This window comes from Agrobacterium genomosp. 13 str. CFBP 6927, from assembly GCA_900012615.1.
Taxonomy (GTDB): Bacteria; Pseudomonadota; Alphaproteobacteria; order Rhizobiales; family Rhizobiaceae; genus Agrobacterium.
This window is the reverse complement of sequence record LT009757.1, coordinates 1,150,351-1,173,953: the sequence shown is the minus strand read 5'-3', so window position 1 is coordinate 1,173,953 and position 23,603 is coordinate 1,150,351. Positions and strand designations below refer to the sequence as shown.

Genomic DNA, 23,603 nt, shown 5'->3' with positions numbered 1-23,603 from the left:
CTCTCTTCCCGCCGTCCTCGCGCGGAGTGTCGCGATGAGCGCACTGCCTTCCGCTCTTTCGGACGCTTTGCGCAACCGTTTCGGCGAGCGCTTTTCCACCGCTCAGGCCTTGCGGGAACAGCACGGCCGTGGTGAATCCCACCATACGCCGACGATCCCCGATGCCGTCGTTTTTGCCGAGAGCACGGATGATGTTGCGGAAGCCGTCCGGCTTTGCGCCATTGAAGGTATTCCCGTCATCGCCTTCGGCACCGGCACCTCGCTCGAAGGCCACCTGACGGCGGTGCGCGGCGGCGTCTCGGTTGACCTGTCGCGCATGTCGAAAATCGTCCGCATCAGCGCAGAGGACCTCGACTGCACGGTGGAGGCAGGCGTCACGCGCGAACAGCTGAATACATATCTGCGCGATATGGGCCTGTTTTTCCCGATCGACCCCGGCGCCAATGCCTCGATCGGCGGCATGGCCGCAACGCGCGCGTCGGGCACCAATGCCGTGCGTTACGGCACCATGCGGGAGAATGTGCTGTCACTCACGGTCGTCTTGCCCAATGGCCAGGTGATCCGCACCGGCGGGCGAGCACGCAAATCGTCAGCCGGCTATGATCTGACGCGGCTTTTCGTCGGCTCCGAAGGAACGCTTGGCATCATTACAGAAGTGACGTTGCGCCTTTACGGCATTCCGGAAACCATCTCGGCCGCGCTCTGCTCTTTCGAAGACGTCGAAAAGGCGGTTGCCGCAGCCATCACGGTGGTACAGCTCGGCATTCCCGTCGCCAGAATGGAACTGATGGACCGTGGCCTGATCGAAGCCGTCAACGCCTATTCCAATCTTTCCCTCAAGGTCGAGGACACGCTCGCCTTCGAGTTCCACGGCTCGCCGGCCGGCGTTCAGGAACAGGTCGAGATGGTCGCCGCGATCGTGGAAGACAATGGCGGCAGGGATTTTGAATGGGCGAATGCGCCGGAGGACAGAAACCGCCTGTGGAAAGCGCGTCACAATGCGTTTTATGCCGTGGTCTCACAGCGCCCGAACGCCAGGGGCTGGTCCTCCGATGTCTGCGTGCCCGTCTCTGAATTGAGCGGCTGCATCGTGAAGACCCGTGAATTGCTGCGCGATTGCAGCGTACCCGCCGCCATTCTCGGCCATGTGGGCGACGGCAATTATCACGTGGTCTTCGCCGTCGACCCTGCCAACCAGACGGAACTCGATGAGGTGGCGGCAATCAACAAGAAGATGGTGCAGCACGCCATCTCTGTCGGTGGCACCTCCACCGGCGAGCACGGGGTCGGCACCGGCAAGATCGCTTATCTTCGACAGGAACACGGCGATGCGGTGGACCTCATGGCCGTCATCAAAAACGCCATCGATCCGGCTGGCATCATGAACCCGGGCAAGATTTTGCCCGGCCGCCAAGAAACGCTCTGACCACGCGGGATTTCGCAGATGGATAATTACAGGACCCACAGCTCCCACTGGGGTGCGTTTTCGGGCAGCTACCGCAATGGCAAGCTCGATATCCGTCCGCATCCGGGTGATCCACACCCTTCGCCTTTGCTCGGTAATCTGCCGGCAATCGCTGACAGCAGCGCGCGCATCCGGCGCCCGGCGATCCGGCGTGGCTGGCTGGAGGGAAAACCCGATAACGCCAGAATGCGCGGTGCGGATGATTATGTGGAAGTCAGCTGGCAGCAGGCGACGGATATCGTCGCAAAAGAGCTTCAGCGTGTTTACGCGGATTTCGGCCCGCAGGCCGTATTCGGCGGGTCCTACGGATGGTCGAGCGCCGGCCGCTTCCATCACGCGCAAAGCCAGGTTCACCGCTTTCTGAATGTCCTTGGCGGCTATGTGCGTTCCGTCAACACCTATAGTTCCGGCGCGGCGATGGTCATCATTCCGCATGTTCTTGGACCCTATGACCATTTCGACCGCAAGAGCGTGACCTGGGATGCGATAGAGCGCAGCAGCGAATTGATCGTCGCTTTCGGCGGTATGGCGCTCAGAAACACGGATGTGCATGGCGGCGGCAACAGCGTGCATACCGTGCCGCAGAAGTTGAAAGGCGCATCTGCGCGCGGCGCGCGCTTCGTGCTGATCAGCCCGCTGAAGGACGATTTTCCGAATGAGCTGAATGCGCAATGGCTGCCGGTCAAACCCGGCACCGATGTTGCGCTGATGCTCGGCCTCGCCCATGTTCTCGTCACCGAGGGCCTGCATGATCGCGAATTCATCGACCGCTATACTGTCGGCTATCAGCGTTTCGAGGACTACCTGCTGGGCCGGACCGATGGCGTCGCGAAAAGCCCCGAATGGGCGTCCGGCATCTGCGGCATCGGCGCCGACACGATAAAGGAACTGTCCCGCGACATGGCGAACGCGAGGACATTGATCACCGTCAGCCATTCTCTTCAGCGCGCCGATTATGGCGAGCAACCCGTCTGGCTGGGCATTGTCCTGGCCGCCATGCTGGGCCAGATGGGCCTCGACGGCGGCGGCTATTCCTATTCCCTTGGCGCTTTGGGCAATGTCGGCAAGAGCCTGCTGGCCGTTCCCTTGCCGACACTCAATCAGTTCAAAAACCCGGTTGCGGATTTTATCCCCGTCGCACGAATCGCCGATATGCTGCTCAATCCGGGTGACGACTATGATTATAACGGCCAGAGAATGCGCTATCCCGATATCCGCCTGGTTTACTGGGCGGGCGGCAACCCGTTTCACCACCATCAGGACATCAACAGGCTGCGGGCGGCTTTCAGAAGGCCGGAGACCATCATTGTCCATGAGACCGCCTGGACATCGTCCGCACGTCACGCCGATATCGTGCTGCCGGCGACAACAACGCTGGAGCGCGACGATATTGGCGCGGCCGACCGCGATCCCCTGATGATTGCGATGAAAAAGCTGATCGAGCCGGTTGGCGAGGCGAAGGATGACTATGAAATCTTCTCCGGGATCGCACGCCGCCTCGGCAAATTCGAAGCCTTCACCGAAGGCCGCAGCAGCCGGGAATGGCTTGCCTTCCTCTATGAAACGACGCGTGGGGCGCTCGCCGCCGGCGGGCACGAAGCGCCCGATTTCGAGACATTCTGGGAGCGTGGAGAGATTGACCTGCCGCTAAAGCCGGATGATGGAGGGCCTGCGCGGGCCTTCAGGGACGATCCGTCCACCTTCCCGCTGAAGACGCCATCCGGAAAAATCGAAATCTTCTCCGAGACGATAGAAGGTTTCGGTTACGATGATTGCGGCGGCCATCCGCAATGGTATTCCGGCAGAACGACATCGGAAGATGCGGCCCTTTATCCGCTGCATCTCATCTGCAACCAGCCGCATCAGCGGCTGCACAGCCAGCTGGACTATGGCGCTTTCAGCCGTTCCACCAAGATCAGGGGCCGCGAACCCGTGCGTATCAACCCCGAAGATGCCGCCCGCCGTGGCATTGCCGATGGCGATATCGTCCGGCTGTTCAACAGTCGTGGCAGTTGCCTTGCCGCAGCCGTTCTGAGCACGGATGTACGCCACGGCGTGATGCAGCTGGCCACGGGTGCGTGGTTCGAACCGAATGACCCGCAGGCAGAACATGCCATGTGCATTCATGGCAATCCAAACATCCTGACACGCGATATCGGCACCTCGAAACTGGCGCAGGGTTCGACCGGCCAGATCACCAGAGTGGAGGTCGAGCGTTTCCTCGGGGAAGCACCTCCGGTACGGATTTTCGAAAAGATGGCATTTGTGAATGGCGTGACGGAAGGTTGATCGCCGCCATCCGCCATTCCCACGGCCTTGATGTTTCGGCACAGCCGAAAAGCCCAGCGCGAGGGTGTCATCAGCCCCGGAAAAGCTGATCCTACCACCTTCGTAAACCGCGGCAAAATAATCCATTAATTCGATAGAAAAAGAACAACTGGTCTTTCTCCTTCTGACTACCCTGCTACGTTATGCATCAAGATCCGAATTTCAAACAAAGGGACCGCGTCATGACCGCACGATGTATCAGTAAGCACGGCCTGCGATCGAATGAGCCGTCCATCGCTGAACGGTAACGGCGACACCGCAGCATCGGCCTGACTGTCCAACGGGATAAGGCAGGCACATTTTCCCGATTTCTGGGCCTTTGAACCTCGCGGCAGACTGCCCGCGTGAACGCCTTCCCATGCGCGCAATTGGCGGGCGTGAAGCGGCGGTGGCCCATGAAACCAGCAAGACAAGACACAACTCTACCAATCAGGATTTTTTAATGACGATACGTTCTTCCCTTTTTTCCTTCTCCCGCCGGGGCCTGCTGACGACCACTCTTGCAGGTGCAATCGCGCTTCTGGCGGCGACGGGGCCTGCTCCGGTTGAGGCAGCCGACACCCCGCGCAACGGCGGCGACATCACCTTCCTCATCGACTCGCTTGGTGACACCTGGATTCCGAACAACAGCGCCATCTCCAGCTTTCAGGGCCATATCTGGGGCCATGTGGCCGACAAGCTGCTTTATGTCGATGCCGACGGAAAAGTCAGCCCCTGGCTTGCCGAACGATGGGAGCAGAACGACAACGCCACCGAATTCACGCTTCATCTCAAGAGCGGCGTAACCTTCTCCGACGGTACGCCCCTTGATGCGGCAGCAGTCGTTGCCAATCTCGACATCTGGTATGCCGGCCGCAAGGCCGAAGGCATCAACCCGATCGGCCTCTTCCCCAAGACCTATGACCGTGCCGAAGCGGTGGATGCAACGACGGTGAAGGTCTTCTTCAAGAAGCCGACACTCGGCTTTATTCCCACACTCGGCTATCACGGCTCCATCCTGATCTCCCCGAAGACAATCGCACAGCCCGCCACCCAGCAGGCGGACCTCAGCAAAACCTCCGGCAGCGGCCCCTATGTCGTCGAATCCTGGAAGGAAGGTGACTACGTCAAGCTGGTTAAGCGCAAGGATTACAATTGGGGTCCGGCAGCCGTTGGCCACACGGGCCCGGCCTATCTTGATTCCATTACCTATAAACTGGTGACGGAACCTTCACTGCGTGTCGCCTCGGTCCAGTCCGGTCAGGCCGATGTCGCCTACAATGCATCCCCCCAGGAGTTGAAATCCCTGCACGAGGAAGGCTTCACGGTCGCAACGCCACGCTACCTCGGCTTCGTTAACGGCTGGGCCGTCAACACCAAGCTTCCTCCCTATGATGATGTGAAGGTTCGTCAGGCGCTTCAGGCCGGCGTCAATCGTCAGGAAATCATCGACACCGTCTATACGCCCGACTGGAAACTCGCCGCATCCTTTATCCAGAGCAATGTGCCGGGAGCGACCGATCACAGCGATCTCCTTGCCTATGATCCGGCCAAGGCCGAAAAGCTGCTCGACGAGGCCGGCTGGGTCAAGGGCGCCGACGGCATCCGTACAAAGGACGGCAAGCCGCTCGCGCTGACGATCCATTCCAATCCCTATCTTGCCACATCGAAGTCTGTCGATGAGCTCATTGCCCAGCAGCTCGGCAAACTTGGCTGGAAAGTCACCATCCGCTCTTACGACGTCGTGACCTACGGCGAAAAGGTCAAGTTCGGTGGTGCCGCCGTTCCGACCTATGAGGTGACGCGCAGCTTCATCGACGCGGGCACCGTCGCCAGCATTCTCACCAACGCCAATAATGGTGAGAATTGGTTCGCGCTGGACGACCGCGACGCGACACTCAACGGATTGCGCGACAAGATCGCCGGCGCAGGCTCCTTCGACGAGCGCAGCCCGCTTCTCGACCAGCTGCAGAAATACGTGCTCGAGCAGGGCTATTTCATTCCGAGAACCCAGATCGTGCAGCGGATTTACGTGCAGTCGCCGAAGCTCAAGGGCGAGGTCTATAACGGCGTCGCTTACGCCAGCTACTACACCGCTTCCCTCAGCGACTGATCCGCATCATCGAGCAACGTGAAGGAGAGCACCGGCATGAGCAATGCCTACCTAACCTACGCCGCAAAACGGCTTGGCCAGGCGGTCGTCGTCATACTGCTGGCTTATGTCTTCACCTTCGTGGTCGTCAGCATCCTGCCTGGCGACCCGATAACCAGTGTGCTGCGCAACCCGCAGAACGGGTTTACCGAACAGGAAATCGCGGAAATCATCGCCGCGCAGGGCCTCGACAGGCCAGTAATCGTGCAACTCTGGTCGTCACTGTCAGGCTTTCTGACCGGCGATCTGGGCATCTCGATGCGCTCCAACCGGCCCGTTGCGACCTTGATCGCCGAGGTGCTGCCTTCCACCCTGGTGCTGGCATCCACGGGACTTGCCGTCGCCCTGTTTCTGGCGATGGCGGTTGCCTATGGAACCCAGGTCATTCCGAAACGCTATGGCCAGGGATTGCTCCGGGGTTTTCCTTCGCTGTTTCTATCAACACCGAATTTCGTGATCGGCCTGATACTCATACATCTCTTTGGCTTCCAGCTGCGCCTTTTCCGCGTCATCGAGCCTGACAGCTTCTGGGCAACGCTGTTTGCGGCAATCACGATCGGAATTCCCTTTTCCGCACAGATCGCCGAGGTGCTCATCGCAAATCTCGACAAGGAGGCGGAACAGGAATATGCCGCCGTCGCCCGCAGCCGCGGCATCGGACAGGCGCGGCTGTTTGCACAGCATCTGCTCAAGCCGGCCTCCTTACCCGTCGTCACCGTTATCGCCATTACGGTCGGCGAACTGATCGGCAATTCGCTGATCACCGAAACGGTCTTCGGACGAACCGGTCTCGGCAGCCTCGTGCAGCGCTCGGTGAGCACGCAGGACCTGCCTGTCCTGCAGGCGATCGTTTCGCTGGGTGCCGTGGTCTTCGTCCTCGTCAATCTGATTGCCGATCTGCTTTACCCATTGCTCGATCCGCGCGTGAAAATCCTCGATGGGCAAAAACGTCGCCCGGCCATCGCCGATGAAACACCCACCACCAAGGCGGTGACCCCATGACCTTCTCTTCAAACCCTTACCCGCCGGGCACGAGCCTCGCCGACCGACTGGCGGGCTTTCGGATACCGGTAACCGTGGCGCTGTCCTTCGCCATCATCACGCTGGTGATCGCCTGGTCGCTGGCTCCCGGCCTCTTTACCAGCCACAGTCCGATCAACGGGGTTCCCACGGACAAGCTGCTTGGGCCAAGTCTCGAGCACTGGTTCGGCACCGACCACCTCGGTCGCGATCTCTATGCCCGCGTCGTTTATGGCACCGCCTCCTCCGTCTCGAGCGCCCTCGTCGCAGTGGTCATCGGCGTGTTCGCCGGCGGTCTCATCGGACTTCTGGCGGGCTTTCTCGGCGGTTGGGTCGATGTCGTCCTCGCCCGACTGGTCGATGTGTTGCTGGCAATTCCAAAATTCCTGCTGGCCGTCATCGTTGTTACCGCCATCGGCTTCGAGACCATCAATGCCGCAATCGCCACCGGTGTCTCGGCCGTCGCCGTCTTCGCCCGCGTTACGCGTGCAGAGGTCATCAAGACGCGACAGGCGACATTCGTGGAGGCCTCCTTCCTGCTCGGCGGCTCGCGCTGGTTCATTCTTCTGCGCCACGTCCTGCCCAACGCATCGCGCTCGGTGCTGCCGCTTGCCGTATTGCAATTCGGCGAGTCGATCCTCGTGATCGCCAGCCTCGCCTTTCTCGGATACGGCGACCCGCCGCCCGCCTCCGACTGGGGCCTGCTGATCTCGATCGGCAAGGACTACCTCAAATGGCCGTGGCTGGTATACGCCCCCGCCTTCGTCACAATCGCGACCGTCCTCTCTGTAAACAGGATCAGCCGATGGCTACGCAAGACAGACTGACCACAACGATCGACCGCTCCATCGCCTTTGCGGGTAGACCGCAGCAGGCTCCCGTCCCGCTCCTGCGCGTCGACGACCTCTCGGTTGCCTATGGGCGCCAGGAAGTCGTCAGCAATGTCGGTTTCGAACTCGGCCGTGGCAAGAGCCTTGCCCTCATCGGCGAGTCCGGTTCCGGCAAGTCGACGATAGCCCGCGCGGTGCTTCGGCTTTTGCCGAGCGGAGGACACGCCACGGGTCGCGTCACCTTCGGCGGTCAGGAAATATTGGCTTTGCCGGAACGCAGCTTCCGGCCGCTGCGGGGACGCGCCATCGGCTTCGTCCCGCAGGATCCCGGCAATTCGCTCAATCCTGTCAGGACAATCGGCGCGCAGGCGATGGAGGCGGCAGCCCTCCTCGATGAACCTGACAAGGCGATCCGCAAGGCCCTCATTCTCGAGACCTTCGCGCAGGTGGGGCTCGACAACCCGAACGTTGTCTACGATTCCTACCCGCATCAATTATCCGGCGGCATGCTGCAGCGTGTACTCATCGGGCTTGCGGTGCTGCCCCGCCCATCGCTGCTGGTCGCCGACGAACCGACCTCGGCACTGGATGTCACGATCCAGAAACGTATCCTAGACCTGCTTTCACGGTTGCAGCATGAGCTGGATATCAGCCTGCTCCTCATCACCCACGATCTGGCGATTGCCGCCGAACGGGCAGATTCGCTGGTGGTCCTGAAGGGCGGCACCGTTCAGGAGGCCGGAAGCACCGCTTCGGTCTTTTCCGCGCCCGCTTCCGCCTATGCAAGGAAACTGCATGCCGATGTCCCGGCCCTCAATCCGGACCGTTATGCCCGCCTGCGTGACCCCGGTTTCCGGCTGCTGAAGGCCGAAGCCGCCACGGAGCGGAAGATCGAGCTCAAAGCCGTCACCAAGAATTTCCGGGTCGGCGACCGGGTGCTGACGGCTGTCAACAACGTATCCTTCAACGTGCCCGCCGGTACCACCCATGCCCTGGTCGGCGAGTCCGGCTCGGGTAAGACGACGACCATCCGGCTGCTGCTCGGCCTCGAGGAGCCCGATACCGGCACGATATCTGTAGCTGGCGAAGAGTTGGCCGGCCGCTCTCACGTATCGCTGCGTGCAACATGGCGGCATCTCCAGTTCGTTTACCAGAACCCTTTCACCTCTCTCGATCCTACATGGACCGTGGAGCAGCTGGTGCGCGAACCGCTCGACCGTTTCAAGATCGGAACCCGTGCGGAACGGCTGGAGAATGTCCGCGAGGCTCTTTCCAATGTGGGGTTGGCCGAACACCTGCTCACCCGCAAACCGGCGGCGCTTTCGGGCGGGCAGCGCCAGCGCGTTGCCATTGCCCGGGCGCTGGTTCTCAAACCGGATGTAATCGTGCTCGACGAGCCAACCTCCGCGCTTGATGTCAGCGTGCAGGCCGACATTGTCGACGTGCTGCTGTCGTTGCAGGCAAAGCTCGGCCTGACCTATGTTTTCGTCTCCCATGACCTCGCGCTGGTGCGCCAGCTCGCTCACACGGTTTCGGTGATGCAGCGCGGGCGTATCGTCGAGCACGGAACGGTTCTCGATATCTTCGACAATCCGCAGCATCCCTATACCGCGTCACTGCTGGAATCGATCCCGTCCGGTGCCGCCACCATGGCCCGTGCGCCACAGGCTCTGCCCCGGCGGGTTCTCGACAAGGAAAAGATCGCATGACCATCGCCGCACCCGCCGATACTCTGCCTGCGCCCTTCCGCCCCAAACAACGGCTCGGATTCAACACCCGAGTCTCCTTTAACGACGATGCCGGACCGGCGCAGGGGCTGCGCGAAGGCATCGAACTCTTCAAGGCCGCCGAACAACTGGGCTATCAGTCTGGCTGGGCCTATCAGCGGCATTTCGATCACTATCTATCCTCGCCGCTGCCGTTCTTTGCCGCGGCCGGCCAGCACACCCGTCATATCACGCTGGGTTCAGCCGTCATCCCGATGCGTTATCAGGATCCGATCCTGCTCGCCGAAGCAGCCGGCACGACCGACCTCCTGATTGACGGGCGCCTGGAACTTGCCATCTCGACCGGTGCAAACGCCAATTTCGATGCGGTGTTCGGCACGGTCGACACCGATGCCCGCACGGAGGCCAGACGCCGCCAGGCACGCTTTCTTTCGGCAATCGCGGGCGATATCCTGCACCGTGTCGAAGGAGGACAGTCCAATCCGGAGGGCACCGAACTGCGTGTAACGCCGCACAGCCCGACGCTTCGCTCGCGTATCCGCCAGGGCGCGGCAAGCATCGGCTCGGCGGTGCAGGCGGCAGAACTCGGCATCGGCCTTATCTCGGGAACCGTCCAGCACGATCAGGCCGAGGGCGAGAGTTTCGGACACTATCAGGCGCGTATCATCGAGGCTTTCCGGTCCACATGGCGCAAGACATGGAAAACGGAGCCGCCGCCGGTTGCCGTCGCCGCCTCCATTCTGGTCGGCACCACGGCCGAACTTCGGGAAAAATACGCTGCCTATGATCTGGAGCGGCGCACCAAGGGTATCGCCGCCTCTCGCCCCAAAGGCGCCCTCGAACAGGCAGCCCAGCCGGCAGGCTACCAGATTTCGCCGGTCTTTCAGGGCACGCCCGATCAGGTGCTGGAAGCGGTGTTCAACGATCCGGGCCTTGCAGCAGCCGATGAGGTCGTGCTGTTTTTGCCGCCGGCCTTCGGTCTTGCCGAAAACATTCAGCTGCTGGGCGATCTCGCAAGCACGGTGGCGCCGAGCCTCGGCTGGTCGCCCATCTCCTCTTCCTGAAATAACGAGCCGATCGGCGCCAAGGGTTAAGACAGCAGACCACGGCGGTCACCGGTCCTATAGCGAAGGCCGTCACAGGGAATATTTTCTACATATTCCATAGAAAAAGAAAGACCTGTCTTCCTCGTTAATCCGCCGCATCCTAACATGCCCGCATTGAACCTGAAGGAGCCCCCATGGCCGCGGAATTTATTAGCGTTAGTTTTCCCAATGCGTCGAACGACCTGAACCCTCTGCCCGATGCGCCCGTGGATCCCGTTTTTCTGGAGCGCTACGCGCGTGCGCTCGACGATTACGGTTTCAACTACACGCTGATCCCTTACTCCTCCTCGTCCTTCGATCCGTTCACGCTGGGCGCCACGGTGCTCGCCCACACGAAAAACATCAAGATCATCGTCGCGCTGCGGCCGAATACGGTTTATCCGACGGTCGCCGCCAAATCGCTCGCAACGCTCGACCAGTTGAGCGGCGGACGTGTCGTGGTGCACTTCATTGCCGGCGGCAGCGACGAAGAACAGGCGCGTGAAGGCGACTTCCTCAACAAGGAAGAACGTTACGAGCGTCAGGAGGAATATATCCGAATCCTGCGTCTGGCCTGGACCTCGAAAGAGCCCTTCGACTTCGATGGAAAATATTACCAGTTCAAGCAGTTCCGTAGCGCCGTGCGCCCGACCAACGGTCTTATTCCGATTTCGCTCGGCGGCTCGTCGGATGCCGCCTATCGCATCGGCGGTTCGCTCTGCGATATCTTCGGGCTCTGGGGTGAGCCGCTTGCTGAAACCAAGCAGCAGATCGAGCGGGTCTATGCCGAAGCCGCAAAGGCGGGCCGCACGGATCGCCCCCGTATCTGGGTCACATTCCGGCCGATCGTCGCCGAGACGGATGAGCTTGCCTGGGAAAAGGCCCACAGAACTCTGGATCGATTGAACGAGAACCGCCAGAAAGGCGTCACCCGCGCACCGCTGAATGCGCCGCGTCCGGCGAATGTCGGTTCGCAACGGCTTCTGGAGATCGCCGCACGCGGTGACGTGCATGACCGCGCCCTCTGGTATCCGACAGTAACGGCCACCAATGCCAGCGGCGCCACCACGGCGCTGGTCGGCTCGCCACGCACCATCGCGGATTCCATCCTCGATTATATCGACCTCGGTGCCGACCTGATCTCGATCCGGGGTTACGACAATTACAATGATGCGGTGGATTATGGCCGCTACATCCTGCCGCTTGTCCGTGAAGGCATTCGCGAACGGGAAGAGGCGAAGAAAAAGACCGCAGCCTGATGCCGCAATCCGGCCCGGTCATCTGGCCGGGCATTTTTTTCAAGTGCAGACGGAGCAAGCCGTCCCTGTCGGGGACATGGCGCTTTCCTCCATAGCCAGAGAGCCTCGACAACGCATGTCCCATGACACAACCGTCCTCGACGCAACCGTGCGCGTCCTTGAGCAGGCCGCACCGGATGCGGACCAGACCGGCCAGTTCCCCTGGACGGGTATCCGCGCCGTTCACGAAAGCGGCCTCCTCGAAAGCACGGTTGCGACACGCTACGGCGGTCAGGGTACCACGCTTGCCGATACCGCCCACATTCTGGCGGCGCTTGGCCGGGGCGATCCGTCCGTGGCCCTCATCAGCGCCATGACGATCTTTACCCATCTCGGTCAGGCCGCGAAAAACCACTGGCCGGAAGATCTTTACAGGCGGCTTCTGTCGGACGCGAAACAAAAGCCGCTGCTGCTCAATGCCGCGCGCGTCGAACCGGAACTGGGGTCGCCGGCGCGGGGCGGTCTGCCCGCGACACTTGCCCGCCGGACAAAAACCGGCTGGTCGATCACGGGCCGCAAGCGTTTCGTGACGGGTGCATATGGCCTCACGCATTTTCTTGTCTGGGCGCATACCGACGAAACACCGGCGCGGGTGGGAACATTCGTGGTGCCGAACGGCTTGCCGGGCATCAAGGTCATCGAGAACTGGCAGAGCCTAGGCATGCGCGCCACCGGATCGCATGACGTCGACTATGCCAATGTCGAAATCCCGGCGGAAAACGTCATCGACCTCGTCGATCCATCGGTGGCCCAGCAGGACAACCGGGCGCATGCAGCCATTACACTGGCTTTGACAGCGCTTTATCTTGGCGTGGCCGAAGCCGCTCAGGCCAAGTTCATCCGCTTCGCGCATGAGCGCGTGCCGGCCAATCTCGGCCATCCCATCGCCCGCACCGAACGTTTCATCACGCTTTCGGGCGAAATCGACCTTCTGGTCTCCGGCGCCCGCCAGATCATTTTCGGTACGCTCGAAAACAATAATGGCGATGCCGAAGGCTTCATCAGGGCAAGACTGCTTGCCGGCCGGCAGCTGCGCGATGCCGTTGAGATCGCCGTGCGCGGCATCGGCAATCCCGGTCTTGGAAGCGAATTGGGGCTGGAACGGCATTTCCGCGACATTCAGACAGTGCTCGTCCATGCGCCGCAGGAAGACACGTCGATTGCGATTCTGGGCCGCGCCGCCTTTGGCCGCTGGAGCCGCGACGAGAATGCGGCCGCCCAGCCCGCAGCGGCATTGCAGATCCTGAAAACCGCCTGATCTATCGGCCCCGCGCAAGGCAATTCCCTAAACGTGGACAGGTTTTTGCGCCGGGCCAAAGACCACAAAGCTGAGAGCCGCGAGCAGCCAGACGCTGATGCAGGCATAAAGCATGACCAGACCGAAACCGTCTGTGAGTGCCTGATGGACAAGTGCACCCGAAACACGCTCTGCCGACGATCCGGCGGTTCCCGCCGCGATCTTCTCCGCGAGGGAACGCAGGTCATCGGTATAAGGACCGGACGGCAGATTGGCCCTGAGCGACGACCACACGCCCTCAACCAGAATGAAGCCCATGATCGGGATATTGATGGCGAGCGAGATCATTCTTGCGCTCATATCGATGCCGGAGGCCATGCCGGAACGGGCGGCAGGGACGGCGCCCGTGGTCGTATTGGTCACCGGCGTGTTGGTAAGGCCAAGCCCGATGCCGGACAGGATGCAGCCGGGCAGCATGGTCAGCCAGCTCGCATTTGCAGCACTACCGCCAAGTTTCATCAGCATGAAGCCCAGACCGATGGTGAATAGCCCGGCCGGGATGACAAGGCGGGGTTGATAACGCAATGACAGACGCTCCGCCAACGGTGGCACGACCAGCGCCGGCAGCGTGTAGGCAAGCAGACCGAGACCGGCGGTGACACTGTCATAACCAAGACCCGCCTGAAACCAGATCGGCAGATAGATCATGAACGGCCAGAAGCTGATATTCATCGCCGCCGAGCCGATGATCGCGCCGGAAAAGGGCCGGATACGGAACACGGAAAAATCGAACATCGGCCTTGGCGTGAGCTTTTCCACGATGACGAAGGCGATGAAGCTCGCAGCCGCGACACCAAGGATCAACAGCGCCTTTGCACTGGCAAAACCGAGTTCAGGCCCCTGTGTGATGAAAAAGGCAAGGCAAAACACCGCAACCGACAGCGTGGCAATGCCGGCAAGATCAAGGCGTGTCGCCTCCGGGTCACGCGATTCCCTGACACCGGCCATGGCTAGCAGCAATGTGACGATGCCGAGCGCCACGTGAACGAGGAAGACCCATTCCCAACTCCAGAGGGCGACAATCGCGCCACCGATGATCGGCCCGAAACCCAGCCCAACACCTGAGATAATACCCCACCAGCCGAACGCCATGCCGCGCTCGCGGGCCGTGCGGAACTGGTGTGAGAGGATGGCGATCTGGCACACCAGCATCGCCCCGCCGCTCAAGCCCTGAAGAAAACGTGCGCCGATCAGCACCGCCACACTTTCCGTCATGCCGCAGGCGAGGGAGGCAAGGGCGAAAGCGATGATGCTTGCGATGAAAACGCGTTTACGGCCGAAGCGATCGGCCAGCGCGCCGGTTGCCATCAGCACCATCGTCACGCCGATCGTATAGGCGTTCATGATCCATTGAAGCTGCCGGAAATCCGCATGCAGCACCTGTTCGAGTGTCGGCAGGATTGCCGGCACGCTGGAGATTTCCAGCCCGAACATGAGCGCGGAGAGACAGACGGCAGCAAGCGCAAGCGCGCTTCTGCTGGCGGTTGGGGCGGTAACGGCAAGGGTCACTTCTTCAGCCTTTCGTGGTTCACACCGTAGCGGCGAAATCCGGCCATGACGGAGGCTCGCTCGCTGCGGTGGATATGTTGCAGAGCCGAAGGCAAACTAGTGAAGGCTTGACCATAACTGAATTGGATGCTTGGATATTTCAGAGACAACAAATTTGGATCATTGCCATGACCACGCTGGATGTGGATGCCGTCCAGGCTTTCGTCACCATCGCCGATCTGCAGAGCTTCACCCGTGCCGCCGAAACGCTAGGAACCACACAGGGCGCCATCAGCGTCAAGCTCAAGCGGCTGGAGGACCGGCTCGGCCAGCGGCTCCTCGAACGAACGCCGCGCTCGGTGAGGCTGTCGGCACAAGGCGCCGTGTTTCTCGCTCCTGCCCGTGAATTCCTGGCCGCGCATGATCGCGCCATCACCGGCCTTTCGTCCACGCGCCGCCGTTTCGGCCTTGGCATCGCCGCCCATGTTGCCGGGCCGGAAGTGCCGACGCTGCTGGCGCGGCTCAATGCACATGATCCGGGGCTGACGATTGAAGTGCGCATGGACAATTCCCGCGCGCTGCTGGACGCCTTCGACCGCGGCGAGATCGACGCCGCAATCATCCGGCGCGAGGATGACAGACGGGATGGCGAAGTGCTCGGGCCTGAGCATTTCGGCTGGTTCGCAACCCCGCAATTCGAGCATAGACAGGGTGAACCGCTGCGACTGGCAGCCCTTTCGCCGGCCTGCGGCGTGCGCGATATCGCCACCCGCACTCTCGATGCCGCCGCCATCGCCTGGACGGAAGTGTTTCTCGGCGGAACGTCGTCGATGGTAACCGCAGCCGTGTCGGCAGGGCTCGCCATTTCGGCCTTCTCCTGCCGTCTGGCACCGCCCGGGACCGTCGAGGTCAGCCAGCGTTTCGATCTGCCGCCGCTGCCTTCCACCGAGATCGTCATGTTCTCCACCCTCACCGACAGCAGATCGCGCGAGGCGCTGCGCACGCTCGCCGCCGCTTTCCGGGAGCACCGGCCGGGACAGTGAGCCATGGCAAGGGCCGGATATGGCTTGCCGGGCGGTCGCTGCGGCGCTATAGAGAAGCGTCGAAAAAGGCACGACTTGGTGTGGTCTAGCCCAAGTCCTTTCGGAAACGAAAGCTCTGTCCATGCCCCGTGCATGAGTCCCACGACGAACAACGACGCTGTTCAGGCGTCAAATTGTTCGTCCGTGTGGTTCTCAAAATCGACGAGCCGCTCCGGTCGAACGACCAGAAGGAGCAGTTCATGTCAAATAATCCAGACACTTATGATGTTGTCATTGCCGGCGCCGGCCCTGTCGGCCTGTTTCTCGCCTGCGAGCTTCGTCTCGCAAACCTTTCGGTCCTGGTGCTGGAGCAAGCCCCTGACCCTTGCTCTCCGCTCAAGAAACTTCCCTTCGGCATGCGTGGCCTTTCCGCGCCGACCATCGAAAGTTTCGACCGGCGCGGCTTGCTGGATGATCTTGCCGAACGGCAGCGCACCAAAGAGCAATCGAACGACAGCCATTTGTCGGCCCAGCACTGGATGCACCAGCAGCGCCGTCCAGGCGGCCACTTCGCCGGCATTCAGTTTTTTCACGACACTATCGATACCTCGAAATGGGCCTATCGCCTGCCGGATTCGACACCCGTTACCATGGCTTCCAGCATGGAAGAGATCGAATCCGTTCTGGAGACACGTGCCAATATTATGGGTGCCGAGATCCGGCGGGGTGCCGGTATTGATGGCTTCGAGCAGTCGGACGGGGCCGTAACCATTCGCGCCGGCGGCCGGACATTTCGCGGACGGTGGCTCGTTGGCTGCGATGGCGGCCGCAGCACCGTGCGCAAGGCTGGCGGTTTCGATTTCATCGGCACCGACCCCGAATTTACCGGCTATTCCGTCGAGGTCGAAATGGCGAATCCGGAAAAACTCGCTGCGGGTCGTCACTACACGCCAACCGGCATGTACACCTATCAGAAGCCCGGAACCATCGCGATGGTCGATTTTGACGGCGGCCGGTTTCACCGCACCAGCCCGATAACGCTGGAGCATGTGCAAGCGGTATTGCGGCATGTTTCCGGCACCGACGTCACTGTCACCAATGTTCAGCTTGCAACCACCTGGACGGACCGCGCCTATCAGGCCACGGCATACCGCAGGGGCCAGGTATTGCTGGCCGGTGATGCCGCGCATATCCACTCTCCGCTTGGCGGACAGGGGCTCAATCTCGGGCTGGGCGATGCCATCAATCTTGGCTGGAAGCTTGCAGCGACGATCCATGGCACTGCACCGGACGGATTGCTGGACAGCTATACGAGCGAACGGCACCCGATCGGCGCGCGGGTTCTCGACTGGTCGCGCGCCCAGGTCGCGCTCATGCGTCCAGGCCGGAGCAGCCGGGCGCTGGAGGCCATCATCCGCGATCTCATCGAGACCCGCGATGGCGCGACATATTTTGCCGAGCGCGTCTGGGGCGTTTCCATCCGCCACGATCTTGGCGGCAACCATCCGCTTGTCGGCCACAGCGTCCCGGATTTCGAACTGGTGGACGGGAGGAGGACCGGCGAACTTTTGCGAGAAGGAAAAGGCCTGCTCTTGAACTTTGGCGCGGATGCATCCCTTCAATCACTGACCGATCGCTGGAAAGGACAGATCGCATATGTCGCGGTCGACGCTGCGGATCGATTGGGATTGAGCACCGTGCTGGTGCGTCCCGACGGGATCGTCGCCTGGGCTGCAGATTCCATTGCCGACAAAGAGGAAATCGCGCAGGCGGCGGCCCGATGGTTCGGCGTGGCTTGACAGTAGCTGAAGCAGGGAACGGCCTTGTTAAACGATGCGCTTGACGGCGGCAAAAGCCGCCGCCAGCTCCAGTATTTTACCGACACGACCGAAGCCAACCCGTTACTCGATCACCTCACCTCGCATGAGAAACTTCGCCAGCGCGACCGTCGAAACGAAGCCGAGAACTGCAAGGATGAGAATGAAGGGAAGGTAGAGGGCGTTTCCGGTTTTAATCGCCAACACCAGCGCCTGTAATATTCCCAGATTGTAGATGGTATCGACAGCCATGACACGATCTTGCGCGCGTGGACCCTTGATCAGGCGATATGTGGCAAGCGCCATGGAAAGCAGAAGCATTCCCTGGGCAAAACTGGTCGACCAATAAATGATATCCGAACTCAACATCGCCGACACCGCTCAGTAAGGTCGCGCCGGAGAAAGAAGGCAAATCTGCAAAGGGTGGTCGGAAGGGATCATGGCTCTCTCCTCGTGTTCTTTACACACGGGGCCGTCCCCTCTTGATCCGGATGGCGCAGGTCGTCCTGCACAAATGGGTGCTATCATCAGTGGCACCTATCTTCAAGACAGCTATTTAAGCGCCATTGCCTCCAAGAACCCGGTCATGGTATCGCTGAAGCCAGCTGCTTGACGAAGCTTCGTTCGGGACGACCCGAATGCGACAGATTGCCGGGGACGACCCCAGATGAGGTCGCCTGCAATGTCAGATACAAAATCTCCATCATTTATCCGGGGCCCCTGGCCCAAACTCATCGTGGCCTGGCTGGTCGTCGTGGTTTTCCAATTCGCCGGTAAGTCATGGCTTTCGCCCGATATGACGCCGACCATCGCAATCTCCTGCTTTCTCGTTCTCTTCGCCACAATCCTGATGGCGGCCTTCGGTGTCGTAAAAGAGGCTGACGAACTTGCCCATCAGTTGGGCGAACCTTACGGAACGCTCATTCTCACCCTCTCGATCGTTGCAATCGAGGTGATCCTGATTGCCGCCGTGATGCTCGGGCCCAACGAGGCGCCGACGATCGGACGAGATTCCATATTCGCGGTGATGATGATCATTCTCAACCTCGTGACGGGTATCTGCCTGTTCGCGGGCGCGATTCGTTATGGCGAACAGGAATATAATGCGCCGGGGGCCGTCTCCTTCATCGCAATGACGGTTGTATTGGCCGGGGTCGCGCTGCTGGTGCCGAATACGCTGCCGGCAGGCAACGGCACCTTTACCGCTCTTCAGGCCGTTGTGGTTTCGGTCGTGACCGTGATTGTCTACGGCGGGTTCCTTGCCCTTCAGATGGGGCGCTACCGCAGCCACTTCATGCAGCCCGAACCGGGCCGGATGTCCATCCGGCTGGCGGAACCAATCGCTCGCGGCATGACGGATGATCATGTTCCTCAGGAGGGCGGGGCGCGCAGAAAAAACATCATTCATTCGGCGATGCTGATCGGGTTGATGTTACCGATCGTGCTGCTCGCGCATGACCTTGCCGTCGTCATCAATTATGGCGTCGCCCGGGCCGGAGCTCCCGTGGCGGTTGGCGGCGTGCTCATTGCGATCATCGTCTTCACGCCGGAATCGATCACGGCCGTCAAGGCTGCGCTGAAAAACGAGACACAAAGGGCAATCAACCTGTGCCTCGGCGCATTCGTCTCGACAGTCGGGCTGACCGTGCCGGCAGTTCTGACAGTCGGCCTCCTGTCCGGCAAAACGGTGATCTTTGGAATTTCGTCCACGGAAACCATCCTGTTTACGCTGACCATCGCGCTCACGACCCTCACCTATCTGGGCAGGCGAACCTCCGCGGTACAGGGTCTTCTGCACCTGATGCTGTTCGCGATCTTTGGGCTGCTGCTGTTTACGGCCTGAAAACGTCCGGCATCGCGGGACGGCCCGCGCTCTGCGAAACCAAACGGGGACGGCCCCACAATCGTGAGATTCATGATGTGGAAAACGCCGCAGACGCTTTATCGAGACATTTCGGAAACGGCCATGCGGAGTGCGCACGAGCGCACTGCAAGCTGGAAAACGCTGATCTCATCGGCCTTGATCTTCATTTTTGTCGCCAACCACGCGGTCAGACTTTCCCGCGCTGATGCATTTGCCCGAAAGCCATTGCCACCCGCCGGCGATTTGGCTAGAAAGCGCTCGCGCGGGACGACCCGTGCCTTGAAGCGTTCCGGGGACGGCCCTGATTCTCAATTTTGGGATCAGGATGACCGACCTAGCGAACACCCTCCTCATTTCTGATGCTCCATCAAACGCGTGGCCTTCCTGCGTCCGGCAGAGCCGCGACCTTGCGCATCAGCATGTCCCCGTCATTGCCGCAATCTACTGAAGGACCTTCCATGGCCGGCCCTATCGAGCAATTCGAAGTCAAACCCCTCGTTGAAATTACCATCGGTGATATCGATCTGAGCTTCACCAATGCCTCGGCATACATGTTCCTCACCGTCACCCTGGCGAGTTCGTTCCTGCTGCTGGCCACGAGCAGGGCGCGCCTCGTGCCCGGCCGGTGGCAATCCAGTGCTGAAATGCTTTACCTGTTCGTCGCCAAGACACTGCGTGACAATGCCGGCGAGCAGGGAATGCGGTTCTTCCCCTTCGTCTTCTCGCTTTTCATGTTCATTCTGTTCGCGAACATGATCGGCATGTTTCCTTACGCTTTCACCGTCACCAGTCAGATCATCGTCACATTTGGTCTGGCGATGATGGTGTTCGGCACCGTCACGCTTTATGGGCTTTTCAAACACGGCATTCGTTTTCTCGGCCTTTTCAAGCCGGCCGGGATCCCGGCAATTCTCGCACCCATCATCGTGCCGATTGAAATCATCTCCTATATGTCGCGACCGGTCAGCCACTCCGTCCGCCTGTTTGCCGTCATGCTTGCCGGTCACATCACCCTGAAGGTCTTTGCCGGTTTTGTCGTGTCGCTGGCCAGCGTCAATGCCCTCGGCATGATCGGCGCCATCGCACCGCTTTTCATGACGGTCGCGATCACGGCGCTGGAGTTCCTGATGGCTGCCATTCAGGCCTATGTCTTCACCATGCTGACCTGCATGTACCTCAATGACGCCTTGCATCCGGGCCACTAGCATACCGATCTGGAAATCGGCCACCTGCGTGTCGACAATTCCGGGCTGAAAATTTAGCATTGCGCGAAAATCAGATGGCCGACGTATTTTCGGCCCTCACCGCGCGGAGCAAACATGTCCCTTCCCCAGAAGATCGGTTTCATCGGAACCGGAGCGATCACCGATGCCATGGTAAGAGGCCTGCTCGGCAAGCCCGCCGCCGTGCCGCATGTCATGGTCTCCCAGCGCAGCGCGGATATCTCGGCCCGGCTTGCCGCCGATTTTCCGCAGGTGATCGTGTCCGGCGACAATCAGGCAATCGTCGACGGCTGCGACACCGTCATGCTGGCGATCCGCCCGCAGATCGCCGAAGAGGTCATCCGCGCCTTGCGGTTCCGGGATGGACAAAAGGTCATAAGCGTCGTTGCCGCGACAGACCGGCAGGCCCTTCTCGACTGGATCGGTGCGGATGTGCGCCTCACGCAGGCAATTCCCCTACCCTTCGTTGCCCGGCGCAAGGGCGTCACCGCCATATATCCGCCCGATATGGATACGGCGGCGATCTTCAACGTTCTCGGCAATGCGGTGGAATGCGAAACCAAGGCGGAATACGACCTTCTCGCCGCCGCAAGCGCGCTGATGGCCACCTATTTCGGCATTTTGCAGCACACGACGGAGTGGCTTGTCGAAAACGGCCTGCCGGAAGAAAAGGCGCGCGCCTATCTTGCACCCCTCTTCGCCGGCCTATCCGAGGTAACGCTCCATGCCGGCAGGGACATCGACTTCATCGACCTCAGCCGTGAATTCGCCACCAAAGGCGGGCTCAACGAGCAGGTCTTGAACGATTTCAACGACAATGGCGGTTCGGATGCGCTGAAGCAGGCTTTGAGCCGCGTGCTGGAGCGGATTGCGCAATAGGCGCAATTCGATGCCTATAGCGCCTTTGCCCACTCGTGTTCGGGGTGGAGGTGTTCGAGACAATCCCGCAGCCACCGACGCTCGGACGCCGGCAATTTCGGTGCGGCGTGTGCGAAATCCTCCTCGTCCTTGGGCCTGCGGTGCTTTGCCTTGAACAGCAGCACGGCGGCGGGGTTTAGGTAAGGAATACCGTCTGTGGTCAGCGCAACCATCTCGATGCGGGGCCGCGTAATTTGCGGATCCCTTTTGTAGACCCAGCTGTCATCCGTTCCCGGCTCGATCATCATATCAACCCGCCAGCGGAGAGCGGCACGATCGAAACACCATATCTGGAAAATCTCCGTCGCCGGTTCCCGGTCAGCGGCCAACCGCTCGAGCACGCCGTCATTGACGGTGTAAAATTCCATATCGTTCAATTCACGCCGGAAAATGCCCAGATCCTGACGCAGGACCGTGAATTCCAGATCCTCATGCTCGCGTGTCTTCTTCCCGTGCCACAGATCGAGAGCCCATCCGCCAACCACGCACCAAGGTCGCGATACGTTGCTCAATCGCCGAAAAAGCTCGGCAGGGCTCCAGGGCTCCCAGATATCCTGATCAGGGACAAGGCTTTGATTATTCATGCTGTCGGATCTCTCATGCGATTGTCATGGTCGTGATTTGGTCCCGGCTGCGTCGGACCACCGTTTCAGCAATCCCGCCAGAAGCATCATTGCCCCGGTCAGGTCGTCGAATGACGGGCCGCCGAGGCAAAACCGAATGCCGCTTGCCTGATCCTGCGGATCCACCATCATGGACTCCGGAGCGGTCAATCCTATACCGCTTGCGGATGCGATGGATACGAAACGATCGGCGGCGTCACGTTCCATCGGAAGCCAGACATTATATGCAGCGGGATGCGAGACCAGTTCGCTGACGCCGAGAAGAGAAACAGCGAGAGCAGAGCGCCGCCGCGCCTCGTGATGCAGATCCCGCTGGACCGACGCAATGATGCCGGTGGCCAGCCACTCCTCGACCACCGCGCAGGAAAGCGCCGAAGGGGCCATCGGCACATCCTGCAAAAGACGCTCCGCTGCGCCCTTCAATCCTGTCGGCAGCGTGAGCATGCCGATCTGCAAACCGGGACCGAGCGATTTGGACAATCCATTCACATGCAATGAAATGTCAGGCGCCAATGCCGCCAGGGGACGCAAACCGGGTTCGGATGCCGCATACACGCCGTCCTCAATGATCCAGACACCTGCCCGGCGGCAAATATCCGTAATGGCCTGCCGTCGCGCCGCGCCCATGGTGGCGGTTGTCGGGTTGTGCAATGTCGGCGTCAGATAGACCGCCCTGCCACCGCGCGAGGCCGTGCCGCCAAGCGCTTCCGCAAGCGCCTCAGGCACCATTCCCTCGGCGTCGATCTCCACCCCCCGCATCCGGCACCCCTTGCGCCGGAGAAGCGAAAGGGCGCCGGGATAGGTGATCCGCTCGGTCAGCAGCAGACCGTCGGGACCGCAGGCAAGATCGAAGGCCAGCGCCAGCGCCTGACGGGCGCCACTCGTCAGCACCAGATGCAACGGATCGATGGACAATCCCAGCTTTTCCAGCCAGCGCGCCAGAACACGGCGGTGTTCCACATGCCCGGCGGGCGGGGCGTAGAGATTGAAATGATCCGCATCGATCTTGCGCGCGATCCCGGTCAGCGTTTTTGCCAGAATGCGGGGGTTGAGCGTGGGCGGCGGCGCGTTGGAGGAGAGGTCGATCCGCCGGTCGGCATGCGCCTCCTGCAGCGCCACGAATGTACCCCGCCCCTTGACGCTGCGCGTCAGGCCGCGCCGTTCAAGAGCTGCATAGGCTTTCGTCACCGTGCCGAGGCCAACGCCCAGCTTCCATGCCAGATCACGATGGGCGGGCAGGCGGTCACCCCCCGCCAGCCGCCCCTCGATAATGTCATCGGCAAGGGCAAGCACCAGCCGCTCGGCTGCATTCGCCTCGATGTTCGCGAGGCGGGGCGTCCAGGGGGATTGCAGCAGCACAGGCACCACCTCGTTTAAAGTGTCACGTTACACTATTTCAATAAACAGCAAGTGTAACATAGGCTATGACGTCGCTTCGTGAAACCCACATCGTTCAACGCGACGACC

18 protein-coding genes are annotated in these 23,603 nt (G+C 60.8%); 14 read left to right on the top strand and 4 right to left on the bottom strand.

From position 1 onward, the window contains the following. Positions 1–34: 34 nt before the first annotated feature. The 9 genes from AGR13A_RS19685 (at position 35) to AGR13A_RS19645 (ending at position 13,142) form a co-directional block, all read left to right on the top strand. A complete protein-coding gene (locus AGR13A_RS19685; protein ID WP_080838823.1) occupies positions 35–1,426 on the top strand; it encodes an FAD-binding oxidoreductase in 1,392 nt (463 codons plus the stop codon). Positions 1,427–1,444: 18 nt separating this feature from the next. Then, positions 1,445–3,754: a molybdopterin guanine dinucleotide-containing S/N-oxide reductase gene (locus AGR13A_RS19680; RefSeq protein WP_080838822.1), complete on the top strand. Its 2,310-nt coding sequence runs from the start codon at positions 1,445–1,447 to the stop codon at positions 3,752–3,754. Between the two features lie 481 nt (positions 3,755–4,235). Next, positions 4,236–5,885, top strand: a complete 1,650-nt coding sequence (locus AGR13A_RS19675) for an ABC transporter substrate-binding protein (protein ID WP_080840351.1) — start codon at positions 4,236–4,238, stop codon at positions 5,883–5,885. A 36-nt stretch (positions 5,886–5,921) separates the two neighbouring features. Then, positions 5,922–6,926, top strand: coding sequence for an ABC transporter permease (locus AGR13A_RS19670; protein ID WP_080838821.1), 1,005 nt, complete (start codon positions 5,922–5,924; stop codon positions 6,924–6,926). Continuing rightward, a complete protein-coding gene (locus tag AGR13A_RS19665; protein WP_080838820.1) occupies positions 6,923–7,771 on the top strand; it encodes an ABC transporter permease in 849 nt (282 codons plus the stop codon). The genes AGR13A_RS19670 and AGR13A_RS19665 overlap by 4 nt, the downstream gene beginning before the upstream one ends. Next, positions 7,750–9,483 carry a dipeptide ABC transporter ATP-binding protein gene (locus tag AGR13A_RS19660; protein ID WP_080838816.1) on the top strand — a complete coding sequence of 578 codons (1,734 nt, stop codon included), beginning with the start codon at positions 7,750–7,752 and terminating at the stop codon, positions 9,481–9,483. The genes AGR13A_RS19665 and AGR13A_RS19660 overlap by 22 nt, the downstream gene beginning before the upstream one ends. Continuing rightward, on the top strand, positions 9,480–10,565 hold the full coding sequence (locus tag AGR13A_RS19655; RefSeq protein ID WP_080838814.1) for an LLM class flavin-dependent oxidoreductase: 1,086 nt from the start codon (positions 9,480–9,482) through the stop codon (positions 10,563–10,565). The genes AGR13A_RS19660 and AGR13A_RS19655 overlap by 4 nt, the downstream gene beginning before the upstream one ends. Before the next feature lie 176 nt (positions 10,566–10,741). Then, complete coding sequence (locus tag AGR13A_RS19650) at positions 10,742–11,845, top strand: LLM class flavin-dependent oxidoreductase (RefSeq protein WP_080838811.1); 1,104 nt, start codon at positions 10,742–10,744, stop codon at positions 11,843–11,845. A gap of 115 nt (positions 11,846–11,960) precedes the next feature. Beyond that, positions 11,961–13,142, top strand: a complete 1,182-nt coding sequence (locus AGR13A_RS19645) for an acyl-CoA dehydrogenase family protein (protein WP_080838808.1) — start codon at positions 11,961–11,963, stop codon at positions 13,140–13,142. Between the two features lie 27 nt (positions 13,143–13,169). Here the strand turns inward: AGR13A_RS19645 and AGR13A_RS19640 are convergent, their stop codons facing one another. Then, complete coding sequence (locus AGR13A_RS19640) at positions 13,170–14,690, bottom strand: MFS transporter (RefSeq protein ID WP_080838807.1); 1,521 nt, start codon at positions 14,688–14,690, stop codon at positions 13,170–13,172. 167 nt (positions 14,691–14,857) lie between these two features. On the opposite strand from AGR13A_RS19640, the gene AGR13A_RS19635 reads away from it, so the two are divergent. Together AGR13A_RS19635 and AGR13A_RS19630 are read left to right on the top strand one after the other, a co-directional pair. Continuing rightward, positions 14,858–15,712 (top strand): LysR family transcriptional regulator, encoded by an 855-nt coding sequence (locus AGR13A_RS19635; protein WP_080838806.1) that lies wholly within the window; start codon positions 14,858–14,860, stop codon positions 15,710–15,712. Positions 15,713–15,951: 239 nt separating this feature from the next. Then, a complete protein-coding gene (locus AGR13A_RS19630; protein WP_080840347.1) occupies positions 15,952–17,490 on the top strand; it encodes an FAD-dependent monooxygenase in 1,539 nt (512 codons plus the stop codon). 102 nt (positions 17,491–17,592) lie between these two features. Here the strand turns inward: AGR13A_RS19630 and AGR13A_RS19625 are convergent, their stop codons facing one another. Then, entirely contained in the window at positions 17,593–17,874 is a 282-nt protein-coding gene (locus AGR13A_RS19625) for a K+/H+ antiporter subunit F (RefSeq protein WP_035223938.1), read from the bottom strand. 316 nt (positions 17,875–18,190) lie between these two features. On the opposite strand from AGR13A_RS19625, the gene AGR13A_RS19620 reads away from it, so the two are divergent. The 3 genes from AGR13A_RS19620 (at position 18,191) to AGR13A_RS19610 (ending at position 21,474) form a co-directional block, all read left to right on the top strand. Next, positions 18,191–19,351 (top strand): calcium:proton antiporter, encoded by a 1,161-nt coding sequence (locus tag AGR13A_RS19620; protein WP_080838799.1) that lies wholly within the window; start codon positions 18,191–18,193, stop codon positions 19,349–19,351. Positions 19,352–19,830: 479 nt separating this feature from the next. Beyond that, entirely contained in the window at positions 19,831–20,577 is a 747-nt protein-coding gene (locus AGR13A_RS19615) for a F0F1 ATP synthase subunit A (protein ID WP_035223856.1), read from the top strand. A gap of 114 nt (positions 20,578–20,691) precedes the next feature. Continuing rightward, positions 20,692–21,474, top strand: a complete 783-nt coding sequence (locus tag AGR13A_RS19610; protein WP_080838796.1) for a pyrroline-5-carboxylate reductase — start codon at positions 20,692–20,694, stop codon at positions 21,472–21,474. Positions 21,475–21,488: 14 nt separating this feature from the next. On the opposite strand, the gene AGR13A_RS19605 is transcribed toward AGR13A_RS19610, so the two are convergent. Both AGR13A_RS19605 and AGR13A_RS19600 read right to left on the bottom strand, forming a co-directional pair. Then, positions 21,489–22,097 (bottom strand): nucleotidyltransferase domain-containing protein, encoded by a 609-nt coding sequence (locus AGR13A_RS19605; RefSeq protein WP_080838794.1) that lies wholly within the window; start codon positions 22,095–22,097, stop codon positions 21,489–21,491. A gap of 24 nt (positions 22,098–22,121) precedes the next feature. After that, a complete protein-coding gene (locus AGR13A_RS19600; RefSeq protein ID WP_167377599.1) occupies positions 22,122–23,501 on the bottom strand; it encodes an aminotransferase-like domain-containing protein in 1,380 nt (459 codons plus the stop codon). Positions 23,502–23,603 lie beyond the last annotated feature (102 nt).

Bases quoted from the DNA above. Each gene is read 5' to 3' on its own strand.
- AGR13A_RS19685 (WP_080838823.1), top strand. From the start codon at position 35: ATGAGCGCACTGCCTTCCGCTCTTTCGGACGCTTTGCGCAACCGTTTC.
- AGR13A_RS19680 (WP_080838822.1), top strand. From the start codon at position 1,445: ATGGATAATTACAGGACCCACAGCTCCCACTGGGGTGCGTTTTCGGGC.
- AGR13A_RS19675 (WP_080840351.1), top strand. From the start codon at position 4,236: ATGACGATACGTTCTTCCCTTTTTTCCTTCTCCCGCCGGGGCCTGCTG.
- AGR13A_RS19670 (WP_080838821.1), top strand. From the start codon at position 5,922: ATGAGCAATGCCTACCTAACCTACGCCGCAAAACGGCTTGGCCAGGCG.
- AGR13A_RS19665 (WP_080838820.1), top strand. From the start codon at position 6,923: ATGACCTTCTCTTCAAACCCTTACCCGCCGGGCACGAGCCTCGCCGAC.
- AGR13A_RS19660 (WP_080838816.1), top strand. From the start codon at position 7,750: ATGGCTACGCAAGACAGACTGACCACAACGATCGACCGCTCCATCGCC.
- AGR13A_RS19655 (WP_080838814.1), top strand. From the start codon at position 9,480: ATGACCATCGCCGCACCCGCCGATACTCTGCCTGCGCCCTTCCGCCCC.
- AGR13A_RS19650 (WP_080838811.1), top strand. From the start codon at position 10,742: ATGGCCGCGGAATTTATTAGCGTTAGTTTTCCCAATGCGTCGAACGAC.
- AGR13A_RS19645 (WP_080838808.1), top strand. From the start codon at position 11,961: ATGTCCCATGACACAACCGTCCTCGACGCAACCGTGCGCGTCCTTGAG.
- AGR13A_RS19635 (WP_080838806.1), top strand. From the start codon at position 14,858: ATGACCACGCTGGATGTGGATGCCGTCCAGGCTTTCGTCACCATCGCC.
- AGR13A_RS19630 (WP_080840347.1), top strand. From the start codon at position 15,952: ATGTCAAATAATCCAGACACTTATGATGTTGTCATTGCCGGCGCCGGC.
- AGR13A_RS19620 (WP_080838799.1), top strand. From the start codon at position 18,191: ATGTCAGATACAAAATCTCCATCATTTATCCGGGGCCCCTGGCCCAAA.
- AGR13A_RS19615 (WP_035223856.1), top strand. From the start codon at position 19,831: ATGGCCGGCCCTATCGAGCAATTCGAAGTCAAACCCCTCGTTGAAATT.
- AGR13A_RS19610 (WP_080838796.1), top strand. From the start codon at position 20,692: ATGTCCCTTCCCCAGAAGATCGGTTTCATCGGAACCGGAGCGATCACC.
- AGR13A_RS19605 (WP_080838794.1), bottom strand. From the start codon at position 22,097: ATGAATAATCAAAGCCTTGTCCCTGATCAGGATATCTGGGAGCCCTGG.